This is a genomic window from Erysipelothrix inopinata, from assembly GCF_014396165.1.
Lineage (GTDB): Bacteria > Bacillota_I > Bacilli_A > Erysipelotrichales > Erysipelotrichaceae > Erysipelothrix > Erysipelothrix inopinata.
Genome location: NZ_CP060715.1, coordinates 1,954,848 through 1,975,220 on the forward strand (window position 1 = coordinate 1,954,848; position 20,373 = coordinate 1,975,220).

General features: G+C 35.8%; 20 protein-coding genes. 1 reads left to right on the plus strand and 19 read right to left on the minus strand.

Annotated features, from left to right (window positions below; translation table 11 throughout):
- Window positions 1-10: 10 nt before the first annotated feature.
- From H9L01_RS09500 to H9L01_RS09590, 19 genes are all read right to left on the minus strand, one after another.
- Window positions 11-718, minus strand: coding sequence for a CBS domain-containing protein (locus H9L01_RS09500; protein ID WP_187533716.1), 708 nt, complete (start codon window positions 716-718; stop codon window positions 11-13).
- Window positions 708-2,093 carry an LCP family protein gene (locus tag H9L01_RS09505; RefSeq protein WP_187533717.1) on the minus strand — a complete coding sequence of 462 codons (1,386 nt, stop codon included), beginning with the start codon at window positions 2,091-2,093 and terminating at the stop codon, window positions 708-710. The genes H9L01_RS09500 and H9L01_RS09505 overlap by 11 nt, the downstream gene beginning before the upstream one ends.
- Window positions 2,094-2,164: 71 nt before the next feature.
- A complete protein-coding gene (gene rpmF / locus H9L01_RS09510; protein ID WP_187533718.1) occupies window positions 2,165-2,311 on the minus strand; it encodes a 50S ribosomal protein L32 in 147 nt (48 codons plus the stop codon).
- An 18-nt stretch (window positions 2,312-2,329) separates the two neighbouring features.
- A complete protein-coding gene (locus H9L01_RS09515) occupies window positions 2,330-2,848 on the minus strand; it encodes a YceD family protein (RefSeq protein WP_187533719.1) in 519 nt (172 codons plus the stop codon).
- 211 nt (window positions 2,849-3,059) lie between these two features.
- Complete coding sequence (locus H9L01_RS09520) at window positions 3,060-4,007, minus strand: IS3 family transposase (protein ID WP_187533386.1); 948 nt, start codon at window positions 4,005-4,007, stop codon at window positions 3,060-3,062.
- An 11-nt stretch (window positions 4,008-4,018) separates the two neighbouring features.
- The gene (locus H9L01_RS09525) at window positions 4,019-4,723 is read right to left on the minus strand and encodes a helix-turn-helix domain-containing protein (RefSeq protein WP_187533385.1); all 705 of its coding nucleotides are present in this window, start codon (window positions 4,721-4,723) and stop codon (window positions 4,019-4,021) included.
- 675 nt (window positions 4,724-5,398) lie between these two features.
- Window positions 5,399-5,944: a nucleotidyltransferase family protein gene (locus H9L01_RS09530; protein ID WP_187533720.1), complete on the minus strand. Its 546-nt coding sequence runs from the start codon at window positions 5,942-5,944 to the stop codon at window positions 5,399-5,401.
- 643 nt (window positions 5,945-6,587) lie between these two features.
- Entirely contained in the window at window positions 6,588-7,469 is an 882-nt protein-coding gene (gene xerA, locus H9L01_RS09535) for a site-specific tyrosine recombinase/integron integrase (protein ID WP_246449005.1), read from the minus strand.
- Window positions 7,453-8,742 (minus strand): methylenetetrahydrofolate--tRNA-(uracil(54)-C(5))-methyltransferase (FADH(2)-oxidizing) TrmFO, encoded by a 1,290-nt coding sequence (gene trmFO, locus H9L01_RS09540; protein WP_187533722.1) that lies wholly within the window; start codon window positions 8,740-8,742, stop codon window positions 7,453-7,455. Before trmFO ends, xerA begins: the two co-directional genes overlap by 17 nt.
- A complete protein-coding gene (topA, locus tag H9L01_RS09545) occupies window positions 8,723-10,741 on the minus strand; it encodes a type I DNA topoisomerase (protein ID WP_187533723.1) in 2,019 nt (672 codons plus the stop codon). The genes trmFO and topA overlap by 20 nt, the downstream gene beginning before the upstream one ends.
- Window positions 10,742-10,761: 20 nt before the next feature.
- Window positions 10,762-11,484 (minus strand): DNA-processing protein DprA, encoded by a 723-nt coding sequence (dprA, locus tag H9L01_RS09550; RefSeq protein WP_187533724.1) that lies wholly within the window; start codon window positions 11,482-11,484, stop codon window positions 10,762-10,764.
- A gap of 41 nt (window positions 11,485-11,525) precedes the next feature.
- Window positions 11,526-12,140 (minus strand): ribonuclease HII, encoded by a 615-nt coding sequence (locus H9L01_RS09555; RefSeq protein WP_187533725.1) that lies wholly within the window; start codon window positions 12,138-12,140, stop codon window positions 11,526-11,528.
- Entirely contained in the window at window positions 12,125-12,958 is an 834-nt protein-coding gene (ylqF, locus tag H9L01_RS09560; RefSeq protein ID WP_187533726.1) for a ribosome biogenesis GTPase YlqF, read from the minus strand. The genes H9L01_RS09555 and ylqF overlap by 16 nt, the downstream gene beginning before the upstream one ends.
- A gap of 3 nt (window positions 12,959-12,961) precedes the next feature.
- The gene (lepB, locus tag H9L01_RS09565) at window positions 12,962-13,531 is read right to left on the minus strand and encodes a signal peptidase I (RefSeq protein WP_246449017.1); all 570 of its coding nucleotides are present in this window, start codon (window positions 13,529-13,531) and stop codon (window positions 12,962-12,964) included.
- 44 nt (window positions 13,532-13,575) lie between these two features.
- Complete coding sequence (gene rplS, locus H9L01_RS09570) at window positions 13,576-13,923, minus strand: 50S ribosomal protein L19 (RefSeq protein ID WP_187533727.1); 348 nt, start codon at window positions 13,921-13,923, stop codon at window positions 13,576-13,578.
- A 123-nt stretch (window positions 13,924-14,046) separates the two neighbouring features.
- Window positions 14,047-15,339 carry a signal recognition particle protein gene (gene ffh / locus H9L01_RS09575; RefSeq protein ID WP_187533728.1) on the minus strand — a complete coding sequence of 431 codons (1,293 nt, stop codon included), beginning with the start codon at window positions 15,337-15,339 and terminating at the stop codon, window positions 14,047-14,049.
- A gap of 9 nt (window positions 15,340-15,348) precedes the next feature.
- Window positions 15,349-16,548: a tRNA uracil 4-sulfurtransferase ThiI gene (gene thiI, locus H9L01_RS09580; protein ID WP_187533729.1), complete on the minus strand. Its 1,200-nt coding sequence runs from the start codon at window positions 16,546-16,548 to the stop codon at window positions 15,349-15,351.
- A complete protein-coding gene (locus tag H9L01_RS09585) occupies window positions 16,529-17,683 on the minus strand; it encodes a cysteine desulfurase family protein (RefSeq protein WP_187533730.1) in 1,155 nt (384 codons plus the stop codon). The genes thiI and H9L01_RS09585 overlap by 20 nt, the downstream gene beginning before the upstream one ends.
- A complete protein-coding gene (locus tag H9L01_RS09590) occupies window positions 17,664-19,403 on the minus strand; it encodes a septation ring formation regulator EzrA (protein WP_187533731.1) in 1,740 nt (579 codons plus the stop codon). The genes H9L01_RS09585 and H9L01_RS09590 overlap by 20 nt, the downstream gene beginning before the upstream one ends.
- 243 nt (window positions 19,404-19,646) lie before the next feature.
- Between H9L01_RS09590 and rpsD the strand changes: the two genes are divergently transcribed.
- Window positions 19,647-20,249 (plus strand): 30S ribosomal protein S4, encoded by a 603-nt coding sequence (gene rpsD, locus H9L01_RS09595; protein ID WP_187533732.1) that lies wholly within the window; start codon window positions 19,647-19,649, stop codon window positions 20,247-20,249.
- Window positions 20,250-20,373: the final 124 nt, after the last annotated feature.

Sequence of the window (20,373 nt, forward strand, 5' to 3'; positions counted from 1 at the left end):
TTATGCGTGTTTATTCAAGTTCACGAATCAATTTTGGCATATCTACAGCCGTTAAAATATGAAGAGGTGGTTGCGATAGTTTTCCATCCTCTGTTATCAGAATAGCAATCAGTACTTTTCCTTTATCATGGAGTCGTTCATAACGATCCACAACCTCTAAAATTGTCTCATGCGATGATACAAACATCACACGTTCATCATCCACATCACATTTCAAAACCTCAGAAATTGATAATGTATTGAGATCGATAATCTCATTTGCATTCAAACCAAGATAACGTTGATAAAGACGAGAATGCAAAATTCCTACATAGCGCTCTCCCACATAAACCGGAACAACCGAATAGTTTTTTTCCTCTTGAGTTTTGATAATTTCTTTTAAATCATCATCAATATCAGCACAATACACTTTTCCTTGAATGACTTCACGAATCCTTTTTGGTTCTGTAAGTTGCTTCGCAATTGATTCAAGGTGTTCAACCACTTCAAGATGTGGTTCTGCGATAACTTCTTCATATCCGACACGACTATGCACAATGGCATTTCGTAACTGAGCATAGTCGATGAGATCCATTTGATTTTTCTTAATAATGACATTTTTCTTAGCAGCTACAGCTACTAATTTAGAAAATGAAGCATGATCAATTTTCAATTCACGTTTCATAATTCGTTCAACTTCAACAAAAGCATTTAGAAATCTTGTGGAATTACGCTCCATCTTCAACCACCTTCTCATTCATCACTTCTGAAATTCTAATTTTAATTTCAGCAAGGCTATCTGTGTCTGGCCATGAGACGTAATATTTAAAGTTATCATCTTGACTGTACGTTGGTTGCATATCCCCTGTACCACTCAAACTCACTTCTTCAAACTGCCATACACCATTATTATCAATTTGTTCTGCAATTAATCGCGATAAGTTATAATCCGATAAATTCGTATCGATCATATAACGTATTTTTTGAAATAATTGCGGAGTTTTCATTAAAAACTGTGGAGAAACACTCTTCATAAAGATAGCCTTCACTAATTCTTGATGATGCATTCCTCGTGACACATCCCCATAATCGATGTGGTCACGTTCTCTGGCAAACGATAAGGCCTGCTCACCATTTACATGATTCATCCCTTCGGTAAAATGAAATCCTCCGTCGGTATCAAAGGTATAGTGAGATAACACATCAACACCATCAAGAGCATCCACGATTTCAACAAGTCCCGTGAAATTTAATCTCATGTAATAATTGATATCAACACCGTAAAACTTCTCAAGTGTTTTAACAGAGCATGCAACACCATAGATACCAGCATGAGTTAGTTTATCATAAGCTTTCGTTTCACAGCCTAGAGGCAAGTATGTATCTCGTGGCGTGGTAACCGAAAGAACTTTATGCGTTGCCGGATTTATAACTAGCAGCAAATTCATATCCGATCGTGAACGACTCACTACATCACCAAATACATCAATTCCACTTAAGTAGATAATGAAGGATTCTTTGGTAACATCCACTTCTTTAGCAATTGAAACTCGGGGTTCTTTAAATGTAAATGAATCAACAGATGTTGCTTCATTCGCAAACTTTGGTCGCAGCGTTGAAATATCTGCAAGAATTGTTTTATTAATTATCAGAGCGTCAATCTCATTTCCGTAAAGGGCATCAAGCATTGATGCCAGTGTGGGAAACGCACGATACTCTATTTCTTTATCAAGATATGCTTTTTGAATTTCAGATTCATGATTCTCTTTAACTCCAAAGACACCAATGACCTTAAGTGAATGATTCACATTTTCATTAAGTTGATAAACTGAGTACTCAACAACCTCAAAGTCTTTCGTATCAGAAATATCATTGACAACCCATTGAACTGAGACTAAGGCGATACTTACAATGATTATGAGTGCCGATAAAAGATATCGCCACACCGATTTTTTTGTCACAATCATGATTACCATCGTAATTGCAATGATAGAGAATAAGATTAACAATCGAATTCTCAACGGAATAAACCTCATAGTGAATAATGCAACAAGTAATATTACCATTGATACCAATACGCATATTGGGGCAATGACTCTATGATTTTTATTCATTTAATCACCTTTCTTTCATAATACTCCCACAAAATCACATAAAAAAATCTTGGCAAGCCAAGACAATTTTATTATTTAACATCTGCGCGGTTTACGCGGTGTGGTACTGACCATTCTCCTGTTTGAGGATCTTTTACCAATGTAACATTAGGTAATTTATAGTGTGTACGACGTTTTGCTTTTCGAGCTTTTGATGTTCGTCTTTTTGGAACTGCCATGATTTCACCTCCGTTTGGTTAATCTAATTTGAAATCTTTCAATTTAGCAAGTCTTGGATCTATTTGTTGACTTTTTTCTTTAATATAATCTTCTTCAGTCATTACGATCCAGCCATCACCTTTTGGATATTCATCCAAGTTAGGATCTATAGCTTTTAGTGGAACTTCAGCAAGTATTGCCCCTACTATATAAGGAGTCATATCAAGCTCTTCTCCATCAACTTCAATTATACCTTCGTCTTCCGCTTCCGCATCTACTGAATCGAAGCTAAAAACTTCAGATACTCTTGTAGAAAAGTCAATGTCAAAGGGATTCAATGTTATAGCACAAGGCACTGTCATAATCCCTTCAATTGATATATCTGCAATCAATGTTGAAGAATGACTATCATAGTACATATGACCTACTGCGAAGATATCACGCAAAGCAGTGCATCGAGGATGATTCTCAATAATTTCTGAATCAATCTCAATCGCTTCGCGGACTTCGAAATTCGGAGTCTTTAAGTGATCCAAATCCATTCTATTAAATATCATACTCTCACCTACTTTTTAACGCTACTTAATTATAGAGAAAATGATTTCGATTGTCAAACGAAATAGCCAATTTAAAGTGGGATTTTCTTAGGAATTGAATTGCATGCAAACAAAAAGAAAAAAGGCGATTGAACTGCTCCCTGTCAAGTAGACAGGTGAAATAAATAAAATACCCAAGATGATTTATCGCTTTACGATGAATCATCTTTTCTTATGCTACAGTCGCCTGCATTTGCTTTTCTCTAATGTTTGACCAATAAGCTTCAATTTTCTTGTTGGTTGGAATTGAATAACTTATAGGTGTCTCTGATCCTAATGCTTCAGTTCGAACCATCATTGGTGTTTTGTTTTTAAATCGTTTTTGAAGTCTCTTGTTGTTATAAAAATCAATATACGCATCAATTGCTTTCTTTAACTCGCTTTTAGTATTGAATTCATTAGGATAGTACATTTCTGATTTGATAGTTCCCCAGAATCCTTCCATAGGACCATTATCAATACAGTGTCCCACTCTAGACATACTTTGTATCATTCCTTGATCTTCTAGCTGTTTTCTAAATACCCTACTTGTATATTGGAATCCTCGGTCACTGTGAAATAAAGGCTTTGCCTCTGGATATCTCGTGATAGCTTTATGATAAGTATCAAACACAAGTTGATTATTGTTACGATCACTTATGTGGTACGCCACAATACTCAAATCATAAAGATCAATAATCGCACTGAGATACAGCTTCTTACCTGAACCTTTAATCTTAAATTCTGTGACATCTGTCAACCATTTTTCATTTGGTCTAGAAGCAAAGAAATTACGATTTAAAATATTTTCAGCTGTGATTTCAGGAGTGCTTCGTGAATACTTTTTAGACTTTTGACGAATCACTGATTTCACACCCAGCATCTTCATGAGTCTATGAATCCTCTTTGGGTTATAATGAACTCTATTAAGTTCATTAATCCAATCTGTCATTCGTCGATAACCTAAGATATGTCCAAACATTTCATCATAATCAAGAATGAGATTACAAAGCTCATGATTCTCAATTTCATTGCTTGTTTCAACACGGTGCGTCCATTTATAATAACTGCTTCTTGCGATTTTAAGTACCTTACACATCCATTGAATGCTCCAACCATGTTTATAATGAAGTTCTTGCACGGCAAGATACTTTACTTCTTGTTTTGCTTTGGAGAATATCGCCGCCCTTCTATTTCCTTCACTTTTTTTAATAGAATATTCTCACGTTCTTTCAGTTCAAGTTCTCTTTCGAGTTGTTTGATTTTACGTTCTAAACGTTCTTCATTACTGAGTTGATCTTCTTGTTTTCGTTTGCCACGTTTATCAAGAAGCCCTTCATATCCTATCTCGTTATATTTTTGAACCCACTGGTAAACTTGAGCATAGGAAAGACCATAGAGCTCGGCGGTTCCCTTATAATCGTAGTCATGTTCAATACAATGTGCGACAATTTCTTGACGTTCTTCAATCGTTGTTTTTCTACCTTTTGTCATATAGACTTCTCCTTTAGGATCGTAATCCTTTATGGTTTCAAGTCTATTATACTTGTTTATCCATCCACGCAAAACCTCATCGGAACTTATATCGTATTTGATAATAATATCTGCGAGAGAACCTAGTCCTTCAAGGTAATCTTGAATAGCAGATTCCTTAAGTTCTTTCGAATAACTTTTATTTCGAGGTTTATATGAGAATGCTTCAACACCGACGATTTGGTATTTTTTCACCCATCTACGCAATGTCCCAGGATTAATCGATAATTCTTGGGATATTTCCATTGCACCTTTTATGCCGTTCAAATATTCTTTAACTACTTGTTCTTTTATTTCCGCTGGATATTTATTCTTTCTACCCATAGAAAAAGCTCCTCCTTTTTGTAGTACCCGTTTTTATTTATTTCGGGTGTCTACTTTAAGGGGAGCTTATCAGATTATAAGTTGCCTTTTTTCTTTTAAGGGAAAGATTAATTTATATATGATAAGGATTAATATGGGGTATGAATTCTTTAAGGAGAAGAGTTTATCATATGCGCAAGAGATGGGGTCCTCTTACAATGAATACTATACAACTTAATTATGGTAGAACATTGCTCTCTTCGTGGTAGATTATGGGAACTCATCTCCCGAACTCCAGAAAAAAAAGGCCATTATAGCGGCCTCAATTTTTTAGGGAAAGTTTATATGATAAGTTTCATATGGGGTATGAATCTTTTAGGAGAAGAGTTTATCATATGCGCAAGAGATGGGGTCCTCTTACAATGAATACTATACAACTTAATTATGGTAGAATATTGCTCTCTTAATGGTATATTGTGGGAATGATATAAATATTACAGTTTCACAATCTAAAAAAGGCCCATTATTATAGAGGCCTTTATTTAGGGGAAAAATTATTTATATGATAAATATTCATAAGGGGCTATGAATATCTTTTTAGGAGAAGAGTTTATCATATGTGCAAGAGTCATATCCCTCTTACACTTAATAATATACGCTTCTTGTGTGTAATTAATGCGATAAGAAAATGTTAGATTATGGGAGTATCACTAATTCTTTCCATTTTTCTTCCCACTTCTTTGTTTTTACTCGTTTTAGGAATACTTCGTGCTTACCCGATCCAACTTTATACTCTGGTGTTGGCGAAATAACTAAATTTAATAAGTCTTCCACACCATGAGGTGCAATAACTTCCACTTTCCCTTCACGGATTCGTGCTGCAATTGCAGTACATGTTTCTGGAAATGCACCAATTGCATCCTCCACTGATATGAACGGATCTCTGTATCCATTATAGAGATGCATGTGACACTCATTTTTGACTTCCCAGTCGTATTGTGGATATTCGCTAAGAAATCTCTCTTGGATCTCTAATGTTTCTTCATAGCTAACAGATGGATCAAAGAAAACGACATCGACATCAGAAATGATTTCAAATTGATGATGACACAGGGTATCCCAAATATAATTTCGTATTGTACCTGCACAGAGACACCCTTGCTTCAAATCAAATTTTTCAACGATACGAAGTATCGCCATAATCTCATCGTTATTTTCAATCAAACCAACAATTCTATCCATCGCAAATTCCTCCTGTCACAATCTTAACTTTGCGAACAACTTAATGCAAGCGAAAAAAAAGGCCATTATAGTGGCCTCAATTTTTAGGGAAAGTTTATATGATAAGAATTCATATGGGGTATGAATCTTTTAGGAGAAGAGTTTATCATATGCGCAAGAGATGGGGTCCTCTTACAATGAATACTATACAACTTAATTATGGTAGAACATTGCCCTCTTCGTGGTAGATTATGGGAACTCATCTCATGAACTCCAGAAAAAAAAGGCCATTATAGCGGCCTTAACTTTTAGGGAAAGTTTATATGATAAGAATTCATATGGGGTATGAATCTTTTAGGAGAAGAGTTTATCATATGCGCAAGAGATGGGGTCCTCTTACAATGAATACTATACAACTTAATTATGGTAGAACATTGCTCTCTTCGTGGTAGATTATGGGAACTCATCTCATGAACTCCAGAAAAAAAAGGCCATTATAGCGGCCTCAATTTTTTAGGGAAAGTTTATATGATAAGTTTCATATGGGGTATGAATCTTTTAGGAGAAGAGTTTATCATATTTATAAGAGGATCTGCCTCTTACATGTATAACTATACATAATTAATATGTTAGAACATCTTCGAATTAATGTTAGATTATGGGATTAATCAAGAGGTAGATTTTTCATGGCCTCATCATAAGCATCTTTAATTCTTTTCATACTTACATGCGTATAGATCTGAGTGGTGCTTAACGATTCATGTCCAAGTAGTTCTTGAACAATTCTCAAGCTTGCCCCATTATCTAGAAGATGTGTTGCAAAGCTATGCCTTAGCATATGAGGATGTACATTTATTTTTAATCCAGCTTTCTCTGATTGTTTTTCTAGAATATATTGAACTCCGCGCGTTGTCAAAGGTTTTCCTTGTCCATTCACAAAAACAAAATCTTCGCCTGTTTTAGAAAGTTTGGGACGAACAACATTCAGATAATTCATGAGTTTCGGATTCAAGGCGTCATAGTAGAACAATATCCGCTCTTTATTCCCCTTACCGATAACTCTTACGACTCTCTCGCTAGTATCAATGTCTTTACACTTAAGATTGCATACTTCGCTTACACGAAGCCCACAGGCGTACATAAGCTCAATTAAAATCTGATTACGAATTCCTAAATTAGAGTCATCACAACTTAATAGTAGTTTCTCGATTTCATCAAACATTAAAAACTGTGGCAACTTGCGACTTTGCTTCCGAATTTTAATATGAATAAATGGGTTTGCTAAAGCGCCATAATTTTGTTGCAAAAATTTATAAAAAGATCGCAGCGAGGAAATTTTACGGGCAACACTGGCTGATGACAATCCTGATTCATACAGTTCATTTAAATACGAGTATGCTAGTTTGTCATCGACTTCTAGAACATTATGCGAACCAATAAATTCTAAAAACTGAGACACATCTCGATAATAAGCATCGGCAGTATGTTCTGATGATGTATTGGTAATCGCAATATGTCTCATGAATTCTTTAAGATATTGTGTCAATGAGTTCCTTAATATGAGTGATGCTTCTCTCAGCCATTTCTTCACGATCTTTGAGACGGTTCGCAATAAGCCCAAAGTTCGCATTCATAGGTTGAAATTGGTGAGGATTCGCATTTGCAACATAATTCGCCATCGATCCCATCATTGTTTCTGATGATAACTCTATCAGTGGTTTCTCTTCAAGATGTTGTATCATATTCAATGCTGCAAATAATCCACTTGCTGCCGATTCAACATATCCTTCAACACCACTAATTTGACCCGCAAAGAATAGATTGGAGTTTTTTAAAGTTTGGTAGTGACGATTTAATATTAACGGTGACTTGATAAATGTATTTCGATGCATAACACCATAACGTACGATTTCAACATTTTCAAGTCCTGGTATTAATTGAATAACTTTCTTTTGATCTCCCCATTTAAGTCGCGTTTGAAAACCGACGAGATTATAAAGTGATCCCGCTGCATTATCTTGTCTTAATTGTACAACGGCATATGGTTTTGAACCATTTGGTTTTTCTAAACCTACGGGTTTCAAAGGCCCAAATAACATTGTTTTCATACCGCGCTTGGCCATCACTTCCACAGGCATACACCCTTCAAAAACATTAACATCCTCAAATTCACGCATAGGTGCTTCTTCTGATCGAAGGATTGCATCATAGAATGCGAAAAATTCATCTTTAGTCATAGGACAGTTAATGTAGTCTTGACCGTCACCTTTATCATAACGGGATTTACGGTAAGCAATATCAAAATTAATATTATCGACGGACACGATTGGCGCAATTGCATCATAAAAGTGAAGCTCAGATTGTCCAAGATAATTCATAAGATACTTTGAAAATGTATCAGAAGTTAAGGGTCCTGTTGCAACTATTGTAGGCATATTATCAAATTCAACGAATTCTTGGTTAACAAAAGTTATATTATCCATAGACTTCAATTGATTTGTGACACTCTCACTAAATCCGTCACGGTCTACTGCAAGAGCACTACCTGCAGGCAACTGATGCAGATCTCCTTGTTTCATAATAATACTATCAAGAAGTCTCATTTCTTCTTTCAATAGTCCCACGGCATTCGTGATGTCATTGGATCGAAATGAATTTGAACATACAAGCTCAGCAAAATTTTCAGTAACATGCGCTGGTGTCATTTTGACAGAGCGCATTTCTACTAATTCGACTTGATATCCTTTTTTAGCAAGTTGGTAGGCAGCCTCACTTCCAGCTAAACCAGCACCAATAACTCTAACTTGCTGTTTCTTCATTCTCAGTTTCTTCCTTTTTCTTCTTTTCATTAGGTTGAATATAACGACATTTTGGGAATCCTGAGCAACCTACAAACCATGTACCATAACGACTCTTGCGTTTCACTAATGGTTTGCCACATTCTGGACATTCCTCGCCAGTAGGTTCTGGTGCTTCTTTCTTCGTTCCGTCTAACGCACGATTATAACGGCATTCCGGGAAGTTAGAACAAGCGACAAATTTTCCAAAACGTCCAAATCGATAAACAAGTTCACCGCCACATTCTGGACATTCTTCGCCAACTTTTTCCGCTTCAATTTTTTCCATCTTTTCATCAGCTTCTTCAAGCAATGGGTAGAATTTATCAACAAAACGTTGTAGCGCTTCGACGTTGTTTTTTTTACCTTCAGCAATTAAGTCTAATTCTTCTTCCATATTGGCAGTATAGTGAACATTAATAATTGATTCAAAGTGATCTTGTAACTTATCGTTCGTTAGCACGCCTTGCTCTGTAGGCTTAAATACTTTCGTTTTTGAAGTTTCAGATACAGCACCAAATGTTGCATACGCACGATACACAATTGTTTCCAAGATCATAGAATAGGTACTTGGACGTCCAATTCCTAATTCTTCAAGCTCTTTAATAAGTCGCGCTTCAGTAAAGCGTGATGGTGGTTGCGTAAAGTGTTGTTCTGGATCAATCTTTTGTGATTTGTATGCTTTAGATTCATCAAGTTCACCAAGCAATTTATCTGTAGATTTTTCATAATCGTATACTTTTAGATAACCATCAAATTTAAGAGTTGACCCGCTACCATTAAAGTCATAATCATTTTGTGTAAATTCAACACTTACTGCATCAAAAACAGCTGGAGCCATTAATGAAGCCAGAGAACGATAGTAAATAAAACGGTACAATTTATACTCATCATTAGTAAGATACGATTTCACGGAATCGGGAGTACGATTTACGTTTGTAGGACGAATAGCCTCGTGAGCGTCTTGTGTGTTTTCAGTTTTCTTACCTTGGCGGTATTTACCAACATATTCTTTACCATAGCTCTCAAGAATTAATGCTTTTGCATCATCAACAAAAGTTTGACTTAAACGTGTTGAGTCGGTACGCATATAGGTAATTAACCCTTCAGCATCACCACCCATTTCAATTCCCTCATAGAGTTTTTGAGCAACTCTCATTGTTTTCTTAGCTGGGAAACCAAGACGTGTTGATGCTTCTTGTTGAAGTGTTGATGTAATAAATGGAAGTTTAGAATCTTTTTTACGATTCTTCTTCTCCAACTTGGAAATAACAAAATCACCTTGAACTGCATCCACAACCGTTTGAGCCTCTTCAGCGTTTGTCATTTTTAATTTCTTACCTTTATAACGTTCAGCACTTGTTTCAATAAGGTTTCCATCATTTTCAAAGAATGCAAGGACTGTCCAGTATTCTTCCGGAATAAAAGCATCAATTTCTTTTTCACGATCTACAATTAATTTTAAAGCAACAGATTGAACACGACCTGCAGATTTACTTTTAATTTTTGATTGGAGCAATTTAGAAAGTTTAAATCCAATAATACGATCTAAAATACGACGTGTTTCTTGTGACTTTACAAGATCCATATCAATTTTACGAGGATTTTCGAATGCTTTCAAAACAGCATCTTTCGTAATTTCATTAAAGACTACTCTATTTTCTTGATCAATATCAACACCCAGTTCATTTGCAAGGTGCCAAGAAATAGCTTCCCCTTCACGGTCCGGGTCAGTTGCGAGGTAAACAGCATCTGCTTTTTTAGCTTTCGCTTTTAGCTCTTTAACGACATCTTTTTTATCTTTACTTATTTTATATGTTGCCTCGAAATCATTATCAAAATCTACACCGAGACCATCCTTACCTCTTGTAGCCAAATCTCTAATATGACCTTTTGAAGAAACAACTTCAAAATCAGGTCCTAGATATTTTTCGATTGTTTTTGATTTAGATGGGGACTCCACAATAACCAAATTTTTCATTTACAACACTCCCTTATTATTTATATATTGGATAAATCCTTTAAATTTGTCAACATACTCGCACCTTGTTCTATAAGATAATTACACCCTTTTCCAGTAGGGTCATTAATCTGATGAGGCAAGCATATTATTTCTCGGTTCAGCTTTAACGCTTCATCAACTGTTCCAAGTGTTCCGCTTTTTATTGTAGCGCTCATTACATAAATTTGTTTACTTAGTGCCGCAATAATTCGATTTCGAAATGGAAAATGATGACGCTGCGGATGGACACCTTTTGGGTACTCACTAAGTACGAGATGATTTGCTTTTAATTCTTCGAAGACATTTTGATGTCCTTTTGGATAACATACATCTACTCCACACCCTAACACAGCAACACTACTAAAATCAAGAGCATTTTTATGTGCTTCAATATCGATGCCATATGCAAGACCTGAAATTATCACGCAATTCGAACGCAACGATTTCACAAGACTCGCAGTTGCATTCAAGCTATATTCGCTCGGTTTTCGATTTCCAATGACAGCCACCGCAGGATTGTTTAATAAATCTAAGTTTCCTTCATAAAAAAGAACGTACGGAGGATACTCACATTGATAAAGTGCTGCCGGATATCTTTCATCACCATATTCTACATACTTACCATCATAACTAAACTCTGGAACTTGTTTACCAAGTTCTACATGTTTTCTTATTTTAAAATAGTCTCCATTATAAAGGATAGCTAAACTAAGATACTTCATTTTTATCACCCCTAATAATTGAGGATTAAAAAAGATAAGTCCTAAATATCAAACGATATTTGAAACTCATCTTTAAAAGTAAATGTTTTACGATGAATGGGACAGCGACCATAAGTTAGGATTGCTTCTTTATGTTTTGCTGTACCATATCCTTTATGCTGGGCAAAGCCATATTCTGGATAGATCTTATCGTATTCAACCATAAGTTCATCTCGATAGGTTTTCGCTAGAATACTCGCTGCAGCAATCGATATTGAACGCTGATCACCTTTAATAATAGATTCAAACGGAATTTTAACTTCAGTAAGTGGCATCGCATCCGTGAGGCTGACAGCTGCAGGACTGGTGTTGGTAATTAATTCCATACCCATTTGTGTTGCACGGTATATGTTGTGAGAATCAATCGCCTCAACATCCACCACCTCAATTGCATACCACAGGGCATTATCCTTAATGAGTTCACACAGTTCATCACGTTTCTTAGAAGAAAGCTTTTTTGAATCATTAATGAGGTCATGATCAAATCCAATAGGAAATACGACTCCAGCAACAACACAAGGTCCTGCCATGGGTCCACGACCTGCCTCATCAATTCCTACAACCAATTCATTCTTACACCAATACTTAGATTCAAACTCTTTTACAAGCGATCCCATGTAATCCGTGCTACTTTCCCGTTTTGTACATCACTTAAGAAATGAAGCTTTGCTTTCTCAATATCTTCAAGATTGTTGGCTTCCAACATACCTCTAAAACGAGCGATTTGTTCATAGAAATTATCAAATCCATCCAACTGATATCTTGAAATAAGTGCTTGTGGCATTGCTTCGATAAAATAATCCTTAGCAAAATCAGTCACTAAGTCAAGCGGGTATCCTGTTTCCTTAATGGACCCAATTAATGCAATATGAATTCCCATTTCTTCCGTTTCAAATTTAGGCCACAAGACTCCAGGGGTATCAACAATCTCTAGCTTATCTGATACTTTAACCAGTTTTAAGGCTTGTGTCACACCGGGACGATTTTCAACACTTGCTGCTTTTTTTGAAACAATCTTATTAATAATGCTGGATTTCCCAACATTAGGAACACCAACAATAAGAGCACGAGCAGGACGCGGTCTAATACCACGACGTTTATCTCGTTCCCATTTTTCTTTCATCACTATTTCTGTTTTTTCTAAAATTAACTTTTTAACAGGGTCCTTCAGAACATCAAGAAGTAACACAACATGTCCTTCAGATTCTAAATGTTTAACCCACTTTTCATTTTGGCCTGGCTCTGCTAAATCACTTTTTGTTAATATAACAAGGCGTCTTTTCTGATTCAATACTCGATTCAATGCAGGATTACTGGTTGAAATCGGAGCACGTGCATCACGACACTCAATAACAAAGTCGACAATTTTAACTTGTTCTTCAATGAGCCGCATCGCCTTGGCCATATGACCAGGGTACCAATGTACTTGACTCATAATTTAATGACCTACTTTTCTAATTTTATTCAATGGAAATAATACAAATACATCCTTACTTACAATATTTTTATAGTGGAATGATCCAATTCCGTTATTACGGGAATCACTGGATCGCGGGCGGTTATCCCCCACTAAGAAAAACTCTTCTTCTGGAATCTTATACGGTCCGAAATCAGGCGTAAATGCTTGATCATTTTCTACCATTTTTTGGAAGTATGGCGTATCTAGGAATGGTTCCGCTACAGGTTTATTATCGATATATAGTTGTTCGTCACGATATTCAATTGTTTCTCCTGGCAAACCAATGATTCTTTTAACAATATATTTATCTTGTGATTCTAAATAAACAACCACAATATCAAAACGTTTGTATGTTTTATGAGAAGCTCCAAAGATATTCGAAAAGCCGACTTCATGATTCTGAAGATTCGGGTACATAGAATCGCCCTCAACTCTAACAGGACGCGCAATAAATTGAGTAATAACGATTACTATAAGTAAACTAATCGCTACTGTCTTTATTGTCTCTTTAATTGTTTTTAAAAAACGATCATCTTTCTTTTCTATCATAATTGGCCTTCTTTCATAAAGAAAAAGCCGTATAAATACGGCTATTAACGAATTTCTTTAATACGCGCAGATTTACCTGAACGTTCACGTAGGTAGTATAATTTGCTACGACGAACTTTACCACGACGTACTACTGTTACGCTATCGATAATTGGTGAATGAACAGGGAATGTTCTTTCAACTCCAATTCCGGATGAAATTTTACGAACTGTGAATGTTTCAGCAATCCCTGAACCTTCACGTTTAATAACAACACCTTCAAATGCTTGAATACGTGTTTTTCCACCTTCTTGGATACGAACGTCTACACGAACTGTTGTACCCGCACGGAAACTAGGAATATCGTTACGTAATTGAGATTTCGTAATATCATTAACTAAATTTAATCCCATACAATAACTCCTTCTTCTATCTTAAACCGACTCATGAACATACTATCAGCGGAACCGGAGTGCTTTTAGCCTATTAAATTTAACATAATTTCTAATATTAATCAAGGAATATCATGAAATTAACTAAAACATTCTTGAGAACATTCTCATTTGTTTTTTCATCTTGTCATATTGATTGAGAAGACGGTTAACATCTGTTGTGGAAACACCTGCTCCATTTGCAATACGACGCTTACGTGTTGAACGAATGATTGATGGATCTTGACGTTCTGCAGGTGTCATACTTAAAATCATTGCTTCAGTTTTCTTTAAGCTTTCATTTGCATCATTGTCATCGATTTGGTTTGCAAACTTGTTAGCCCCTGGAATCATCTTCATTAATCCAGACATTGAGCCCATTTTAGATACTTGTTGGAGTTGAACGAGCATGTCATCTAATGTGAATTGCCCTTTCATCATACGTTCAGCTGATCTTTCTGCAGCTTCAACATCCATCTTTTCTTGAGCTTTTTCAACAAGACTTACAATATCACCCATTCCAAGAATACGAGATGCTGTACGGTCAGGGTGGAATGATTCAAGTTCATCAATACCTTCACCAACCCCAACATATTTAACTGGAACTTGGGTTAAGTAACGAACAGACAGGATGGATCCACCTCTTGAGTCACCATCAAATTTAGTAGCCACTAAACCTGTTAGCTTTAATTTTGATTTAAACCCGTTGGCAACGTTGATAACATCTTGCCCACTCATTGCATCAACAGACAGTAAGATTTCATCTGGTTTCGATAATGCTTGAATATCAACAAGTTGTTGCATCAATTCGTCATCAATTTGTAAACGACCCGCGGTATCAATCAAGATAACATCAAAATCTTTACCATATGCTAATGCTTCCGATACAACTTCTACCGGTGTAGAATCCATCTTCGCAAAGACCTCAACACCAATTTGTTGTCCTAAGATTTTCAATTGTTCAATCGCTGCAGGACGTGCAAGGTCAGCCGCTACAAGTAAAACCTTTTTATTTTCATCTTTAGTTAGTTTGTTTGCTATTTTAGCAATTGAAGTTGTTTTCCCTGAACCTTGCAAACCAACCATCATCATAACGCCTGGTTTTGACTTAAATTCAAGTTCTGCTGTTTCAGTTCCTAAAATTTCAATTAATTTATCATTAACTACTTTAACAAACATTTGTGATGGTTCGACATCACGCGTAACCTTCATACCCACTACTTCTTTACGGGTATGATCAAGAAGTTCATTAATTACTTCTAAGCTAACATCAGCTTCTAATAGGGAAATACGAATCTCACTGAGAGCATCGTTAATATTTTTTTCTGACAGTTTCCCCTTTCCTGTCATATTACGAAACGTATCTTGTAATCGATTTGTTAGTGTATCAAAAGCCATAATTTCCTCCTATAAGAACATTTCTGTGTTTTCTACTTCGCCACGTTTGAGAGTGAGCGTTTCAATACGATCTACTGCATCTTTTACAAGAGCATCAATATCAAAAGCAGATTCATAACGTTCAATTTTATCACCATGTGGCTTTGTTGTTGGTTTCTTTGGTGTGAAAATTGTACAACAGTCTTCAAATGGTAAAATTGATGTTTCATATGTATCAATTTCTTTTGCCAGATCAATTATTTCAATCTTATCATATGTGATAAGGGGACGCAAAATAGGAAGTGATGGGATATTTGTAATCTCCTTCATACTATGAAGCGTTTGTGAGGCAACTTGACCCAAGCTCTCACCGTTAGCAATTGCAAGGCAATTACGACGGTTTGCAAGTTCATTACCAATGCGTAACATGAAGCGACGCATAATTGTAATTGCATAGCTTTCAGGAACTTTTTTATAGATTTCAAGTTGTACATCAGTAAATGGTACAATATGAACTTTAATTTCATTTTGATATTCCGTAAGTTGTTGTGCTAAATCCGTTACTTTCTTTTGCGCTTCTGCTGAAGTGTATGGTGGTGATGCAAAATGAATTGCTTCAAGTTTAACGCCACGTTTCATCATAAGGTAGCCCGCAACAGGTGAATCAATTCCACCAGATAACATAAGCATTGCTTTTCCTTGAATTCCTACAGGATAACCTTTAGCACCTTCAATTTTTTTAAGCATAACATAAGCACTATCACTACGAATCTCAACAATAACTTTTACGTCTGGTTGTCTAACGTCTACTTTCCATTCTGTATTTTGAAGAATTGATGTAGCTACATGACGGTTAATTGTATCTGAGATATGCTCGAATGTCTTATCATGACGTCGTGCCATAATCTTGAAAGTTTTACCCTCTTCTTCTTGAATAAGATCAGTCGCAAGTTTCGCAATGACATCAAGATCACGCTCACATTTCATAGCAAGTGAGAAAGAACTTAAGCCAAATACTTTACGAAGTGATTCACTGACTTCAAGCCCATTTTCACCATTTAATGTAATATAAAGACGATCATAAGTTTCTTGATAGGTTAGTGCTGGAAAGTCTTTCAATTGCGCACGAACATTACGTGTCAAGCAAGCAATAAAGTTCTTTCTATTTTTACCTTTAGTGGATAGTTCACCATAACGGCAAACGATATAATCATAATTCGTGTTGTACATATTTTTTAATCTCCATGATTGTTTCTATTGTTTTTTCAATTTCAGCACGAGTCGTAAGATGTGATAAACTAATTCTTACTGAAGAGAGTGCACGTTTCTCATTAGCGCCCATTGCCATCAACACATGTGATGGCTTTAACGATTGAGAGTTACAGGTACTCTGTGCTGATACAGCAATTCCCTTTGCATTCAGTCCATTCATCATAATTTCAGAACCAACATTTAAAACTGACATATTAAAAATGTAGGGTGATCCAAGACGTGAAGAATTCAATACAATTCCTGGTTCGTTTTCAAATGTTTCATATAAAAGGTTAGAGAGCTCTTGAACATGATTATAATACGTTTTTGAGTCTTCAAGTGCAAGTCTTAAGGTCTTAGCCCAAAGGATAGCAGCCACGTTATCCGTAGTACCGCCGCGCTTGCCATATTGTTGCTGTCCACCATTAATAAGTGGGAGACATGGTGTGTGGGCTTTTAAGATCCACAATCCACTTCCTTTAACACCATATATTTTATGTGCTGAAAACGACACAGAATCAATTTGCTTTAATTCAAAATCATGACGTGCTAACGCTTGAACTCCATCAATATGAAGATAGGTATTGGGATTCTTTTTCACAATACTTGTAATTTCTTGAATATCGTTGATGCTTCCCACCTCATTGTTGACTGCGAGAAGTGCAACTAAGATGGTATCTTTACGAATTAATTGTTTAAGTTGATGAAGATCAACACTACCCGTTTCATCAACACCCACATAATCAACTTCAAATCCAAAAACATCTTCAAGTTGTTTGCACGCTCCCATGACTGAGCTATGTTCTACTTTTGATGTAATGATGTGGTTTCCTAAATGTTTATTTGCAAACGCAATCCCTTTTATTGCAGCACTATTCGATTCACTAGCTCCCGAAGTAAAGATCACTTCTTGTGGTAATACATTAAATTGTTTTGCTAAATACTGACGTGATTTCGTCACAAGGTCAGAAACACGCTGACCCCCATAGTGAAGTGAGTCAGCGTTTTCGAAAAACTCTTGTTGTATTTTATGAGCATCAGCAATAATTTCAGGTCTTATAGGAGTTGTACTCGCATAATCTAAATATATTGGTTTATCGTGCACTTTTTGCATTGTCTCGAATCATCTCCTCATAAGCAGTGTTTGGTTTGTAACGATCAATTGAATTAATAATAGTTGAAAGAGCTTGTGTGTATTCACCATTATTAAATGCTAACTCTGCTCGAGTTAATTCGGAATCAATATCAGGTACATAGGCTCTAAATTTGTTGGCATAAACAATCGCATTTTCACACATATCTACAACACCCACAAGATTATTAACATTGTTATGGAGTTTATAGATATAATCGATTGCTTCATCAACTGAATGATTAAGTTCTTTAACATTAACCATTTCAGCTTTTAATAAGCTGCTTACATTTCGTGTATAAGTTAGTGCAGTTTTTACATCCTCTTCAAATTTCTCAGAGATATAAGGTAATGAACGTTTCTTAATACGCACTTGGACATCATTGATGATGAGATACAATTTTAATAACTGTTTCTCGGCACGAACTTCATCACTGTTTGCTTGATCAATTGTTTGTTTCATTGTTTCAAATTGATTTTTAAGAATGGTGACATCTTGCCCCAACTCATTAACCGAAATCAGAATGGTTGATGCGGGAATTTGTTCTTCTTCAATCATGCGTTCTATTTTAAGTCGGAGCTCTTGGTATCCATCAATTTGTTGGCGATATTCTGCCATTGATGCTTCTAGTCCTTCAAAATTAAAGCGTTTCTCATAGACTGAACTCTTTTCATGAAGTTTGATGATTTCATTCATCAAGTAATCAATCGCATCAAATACTAGAACACTTTGATCGTTAACTTCATTGAAAGCTTTATCTTCTTTTTGAATTTGACCGGCAATTTGTTCAAGACGTTTTTGACTGTTCAACAGACTTTCTTTGGTCTTAATAATTTCACCTTGACCAATACCAATTAAATCATCACGTAAAATTTCAGATAAGACACCAATATTCTTAGGTACCTCTAAGTGGTCAACATAGACCCCTTTACTTCGAACACCTTGGAATAGTTTCGATACTTCTTCTAAGAGTTGCGGAATCAAACCTTTCGCAAATTCATAGAGTTTAGGAATCCCATTAACACGATCTTCAAAGAGTTGAATTTGTTCAGAAATATCTTCACTCACTTCATGTGCCTTTGTAAAATCAGATGCATACATCCATTCTTCAAACGCAGAGAAGAGATGTTCGATTTCCTTAACTTGTTCATCAAGAGCATCCATACTGCTTCCTAGGACGGAGGAACGCTCCTGTGCTGTAAGTTTTAGTTTTCTAAAACGTTCTTTTTGTTGTGTAATCTCATAACGTTGTTGCGTTTCTTGTTCTAAAAGTGTTTCAAGTTTTGAATCTAAGATTGTTGTTTGTTCTAATGTGTAGGCCACTAACTCATCGAGCTCTTCGATAAGATTTTTAGATTCTTTTAATTTCCCATAAGCAAGCGCATCTTCAGTATCTGCAAGTAAGCTTACAATTCGCTCTTGAGACTTAGAAAGATCATCAAAAGAAACTTTACATTCCTTAACTTTTTCATCAACTTTAGGGTTCAATTTAGCAAGCCCTAACGCTTTGTTGATTTTGAATAAAATAGGAATACTCATGAGTTCATTATATTGAATCTCAACGCCTTCAAATTGCTTTCTCAAACTTCTTTTGCGAGAGGATCGCGTTGCAAAAATAATTACCAAAAACAAGATTGCAAAACCAATGATAAAGTAATATTTATATTGATTTAAGATACTAAAAATAACTTCAAAGTTCATAACGTCACCTCATTGATGTAATTGTACCATATTCAGTAAAATTGTGTAATAACTTTAATTGACTTTCAAAGGCAATTTCGGTATATTATAGAAGCGTCATTATGCTCAGCATACAAAGTTGTTAGCCAAGTGTTTGCCACGCGGCAGTGACCAAAGTACTCTCGCTGAATGAGGAAACGGTTTTAGGTAAACTCAACTAAGAATAATTTGTAACCTGACTATGACATATAGGAGGTCATTCATATGGCAAGAATTAAAGGTCCAGTTTGGAAGAAATCCCGTCGTTTAAGTTACTCAATCCTTGAAACAGGTGAAGAACTACAACGTCGTGACTATGCTCCAGGACAACACGGTAAAGCACGCCGTCCAAAATTATCAAACTACGGTTTACAATTACGTGAGAAACAACGTATTCGTTATACTTATGGAATTACAGAAAAACAATTCTTTAATACATACAAAAAAGCTGTGAAACTCGAAGGTGTTACAGGTCATAACTTCTTATTCATGTTAGAATCACGTTTAGACAACGTTGTCTACAGAATGAATTTATCACGTACACGTCGTGGTGCACGTCAATTAGTTAACCACGGTCATATCTTAGTTGATGGAAAGAAAGTTGATATTCCATCATTCCAAGTAAAACCAGGTCAAACAATTGAAGTTAAAGAATCATCACGTTCAATGGCTTCCATCAAAGATGCTTTAGAAGCATCAGTAGGAACTGTTGAATATGTAACATTTGATGCAGATAAGATGAAAGGTGAATTCAAACGTTTACCAGAACGTAGCGAATTAAACCAAGAACTTAACGAAGCATTAGTTGTTGAATTCTACAACCGTTAATCTTGATATTAAGACTGAAGTCCCCTTCCTTAAAGGATTGGGTTTCAGTCTATTTTTATGCCTCTCCGTAACATCGAATCATTCTCTCATTTCATACACAAAACATCAAAGTAGAAATATCACA

Excerpts from the sequence above, each read along its gene's own strand:
- H9L01_RS09500 (WP_187533716.1), bottom strand. The coding sequence starts at position 718 with ATGGAGCGTAATTCCACAAGATTTCTAAATGCTTTTGTTGAAGTTGAA.
- H9L01_RS09505 (WP_187533717.1), bottom strand. The coding sequence starts at position 2,093 with ATGAATAAAAATCATAGAGTCATTGCCCCAATATGCGTATTGGTATCA.
- rpmF (WP_187533718.1), bottom strand. The coding sequence starts at position 2,311 with ATGGCAGTTCCAAAAAGACGAACATCAAAAGCTCGAAAAGCAAAACGT.
- H9L01_RS09515 (WP_187533719.1), bottom strand. The coding sequence starts at position 2,848 with ATGATATTTAATAGAATGGATTTGGATCACTTAAAGACTCCGAATTTC.
- H9L01_RS09525 (WP_187533385.1), bottom strand. The coding sequence starts at position 4,723 with ATGGGTAGAAAGAATAAATATCCAGCGGAAATAAAAGAACAAGTAGTT.
- H9L01_RS09530 (WP_187533720.1), bottom strand. The coding sequence starts at position 5,944 with ATGGATAGAATTGTTGGTTTGATTGAAAATAACGATGAGATTATGGCG.
- trmFO (WP_187533722.1), bottom strand. The coding sequence starts at position 8,742 with ATGAAGAAACAGCAAGTTAGAGTTATTGGTGCTGGTTTAGCTGGAAGT.
- topA (WP_187533723.1), bottom strand. The coding sequence starts at position 10,741 with ATGAAAAATTTGGTTATTGTGGAGTCCCCATCTAAATCAAAAACAATC.
- dprA (WP_187533724.1), bottom strand. The coding sequence starts at position 11,484 with ATGAAGTATCTTAGTTTAGCTATCCTTTATAATGGAGACTATTTTAAA.
- H9L01_RS09555 (WP_187533725.1), bottom strand. The coding sequence starts at position 12,140 with ATGGGATCGCTTGTAAAAGAGTTTGAATCTAAGTATTGGTGTAAGAAT.
- ylqF (WP_187533726.1), bottom strand. The coding sequence starts at position 12,958 with ATGAGTCAAGTACATTGGTACCCTGGTCATATGGCCAAGGCGATGCGG.
- lepB (WP_246449017.1), bottom strand. The coding sequence starts at position 13,531 with ATGATAGAAAAGAAAGATGATCGTTTTTTAAAAACAATTAAAGAGACA.
- rplS (WP_187533727.1), bottom strand. The coding sequence starts at position 13,923 with ATGGGATTAAATTTAGTTAATGATATTACGAAATCTCAATTACGTAAC.
- ffh (WP_187533728.1), bottom strand. The coding sequence starts at position 15,339 with ATGGCTTTTGATACACTAACAAATCGATTACAAGATACGTTTCGTAAT.
- thiI (WP_187533729.1), bottom strand. The coding sequence starts at position 16,548 with ATGTACAACACGAATTATGATTATATCGTTTGCCGTTATGGTGAACTA.
- H9L01_RS09585 (WP_187533730.1), bottom strand. The coding sequence starts at position 17,683 with ATGCAAAAAGTGCACGATAAACCAATATATTTAGATTATGCGAGTACA.
- H9L01_RS09590 (WP_187533731.1), bottom strand. The coding sequence starts at position 19,403 with ATGAACTTTGAAGTTATTTTTAGTATCTTAAATCAATATAAATATTAC.
- rpsD (WP_187533732.1), top strand. The coding sequence starts at position 19,647 with ATGGCAAGAATTAAAGGTCCAGTTTGGAAGAAATCCCGTCGTTTAAGT.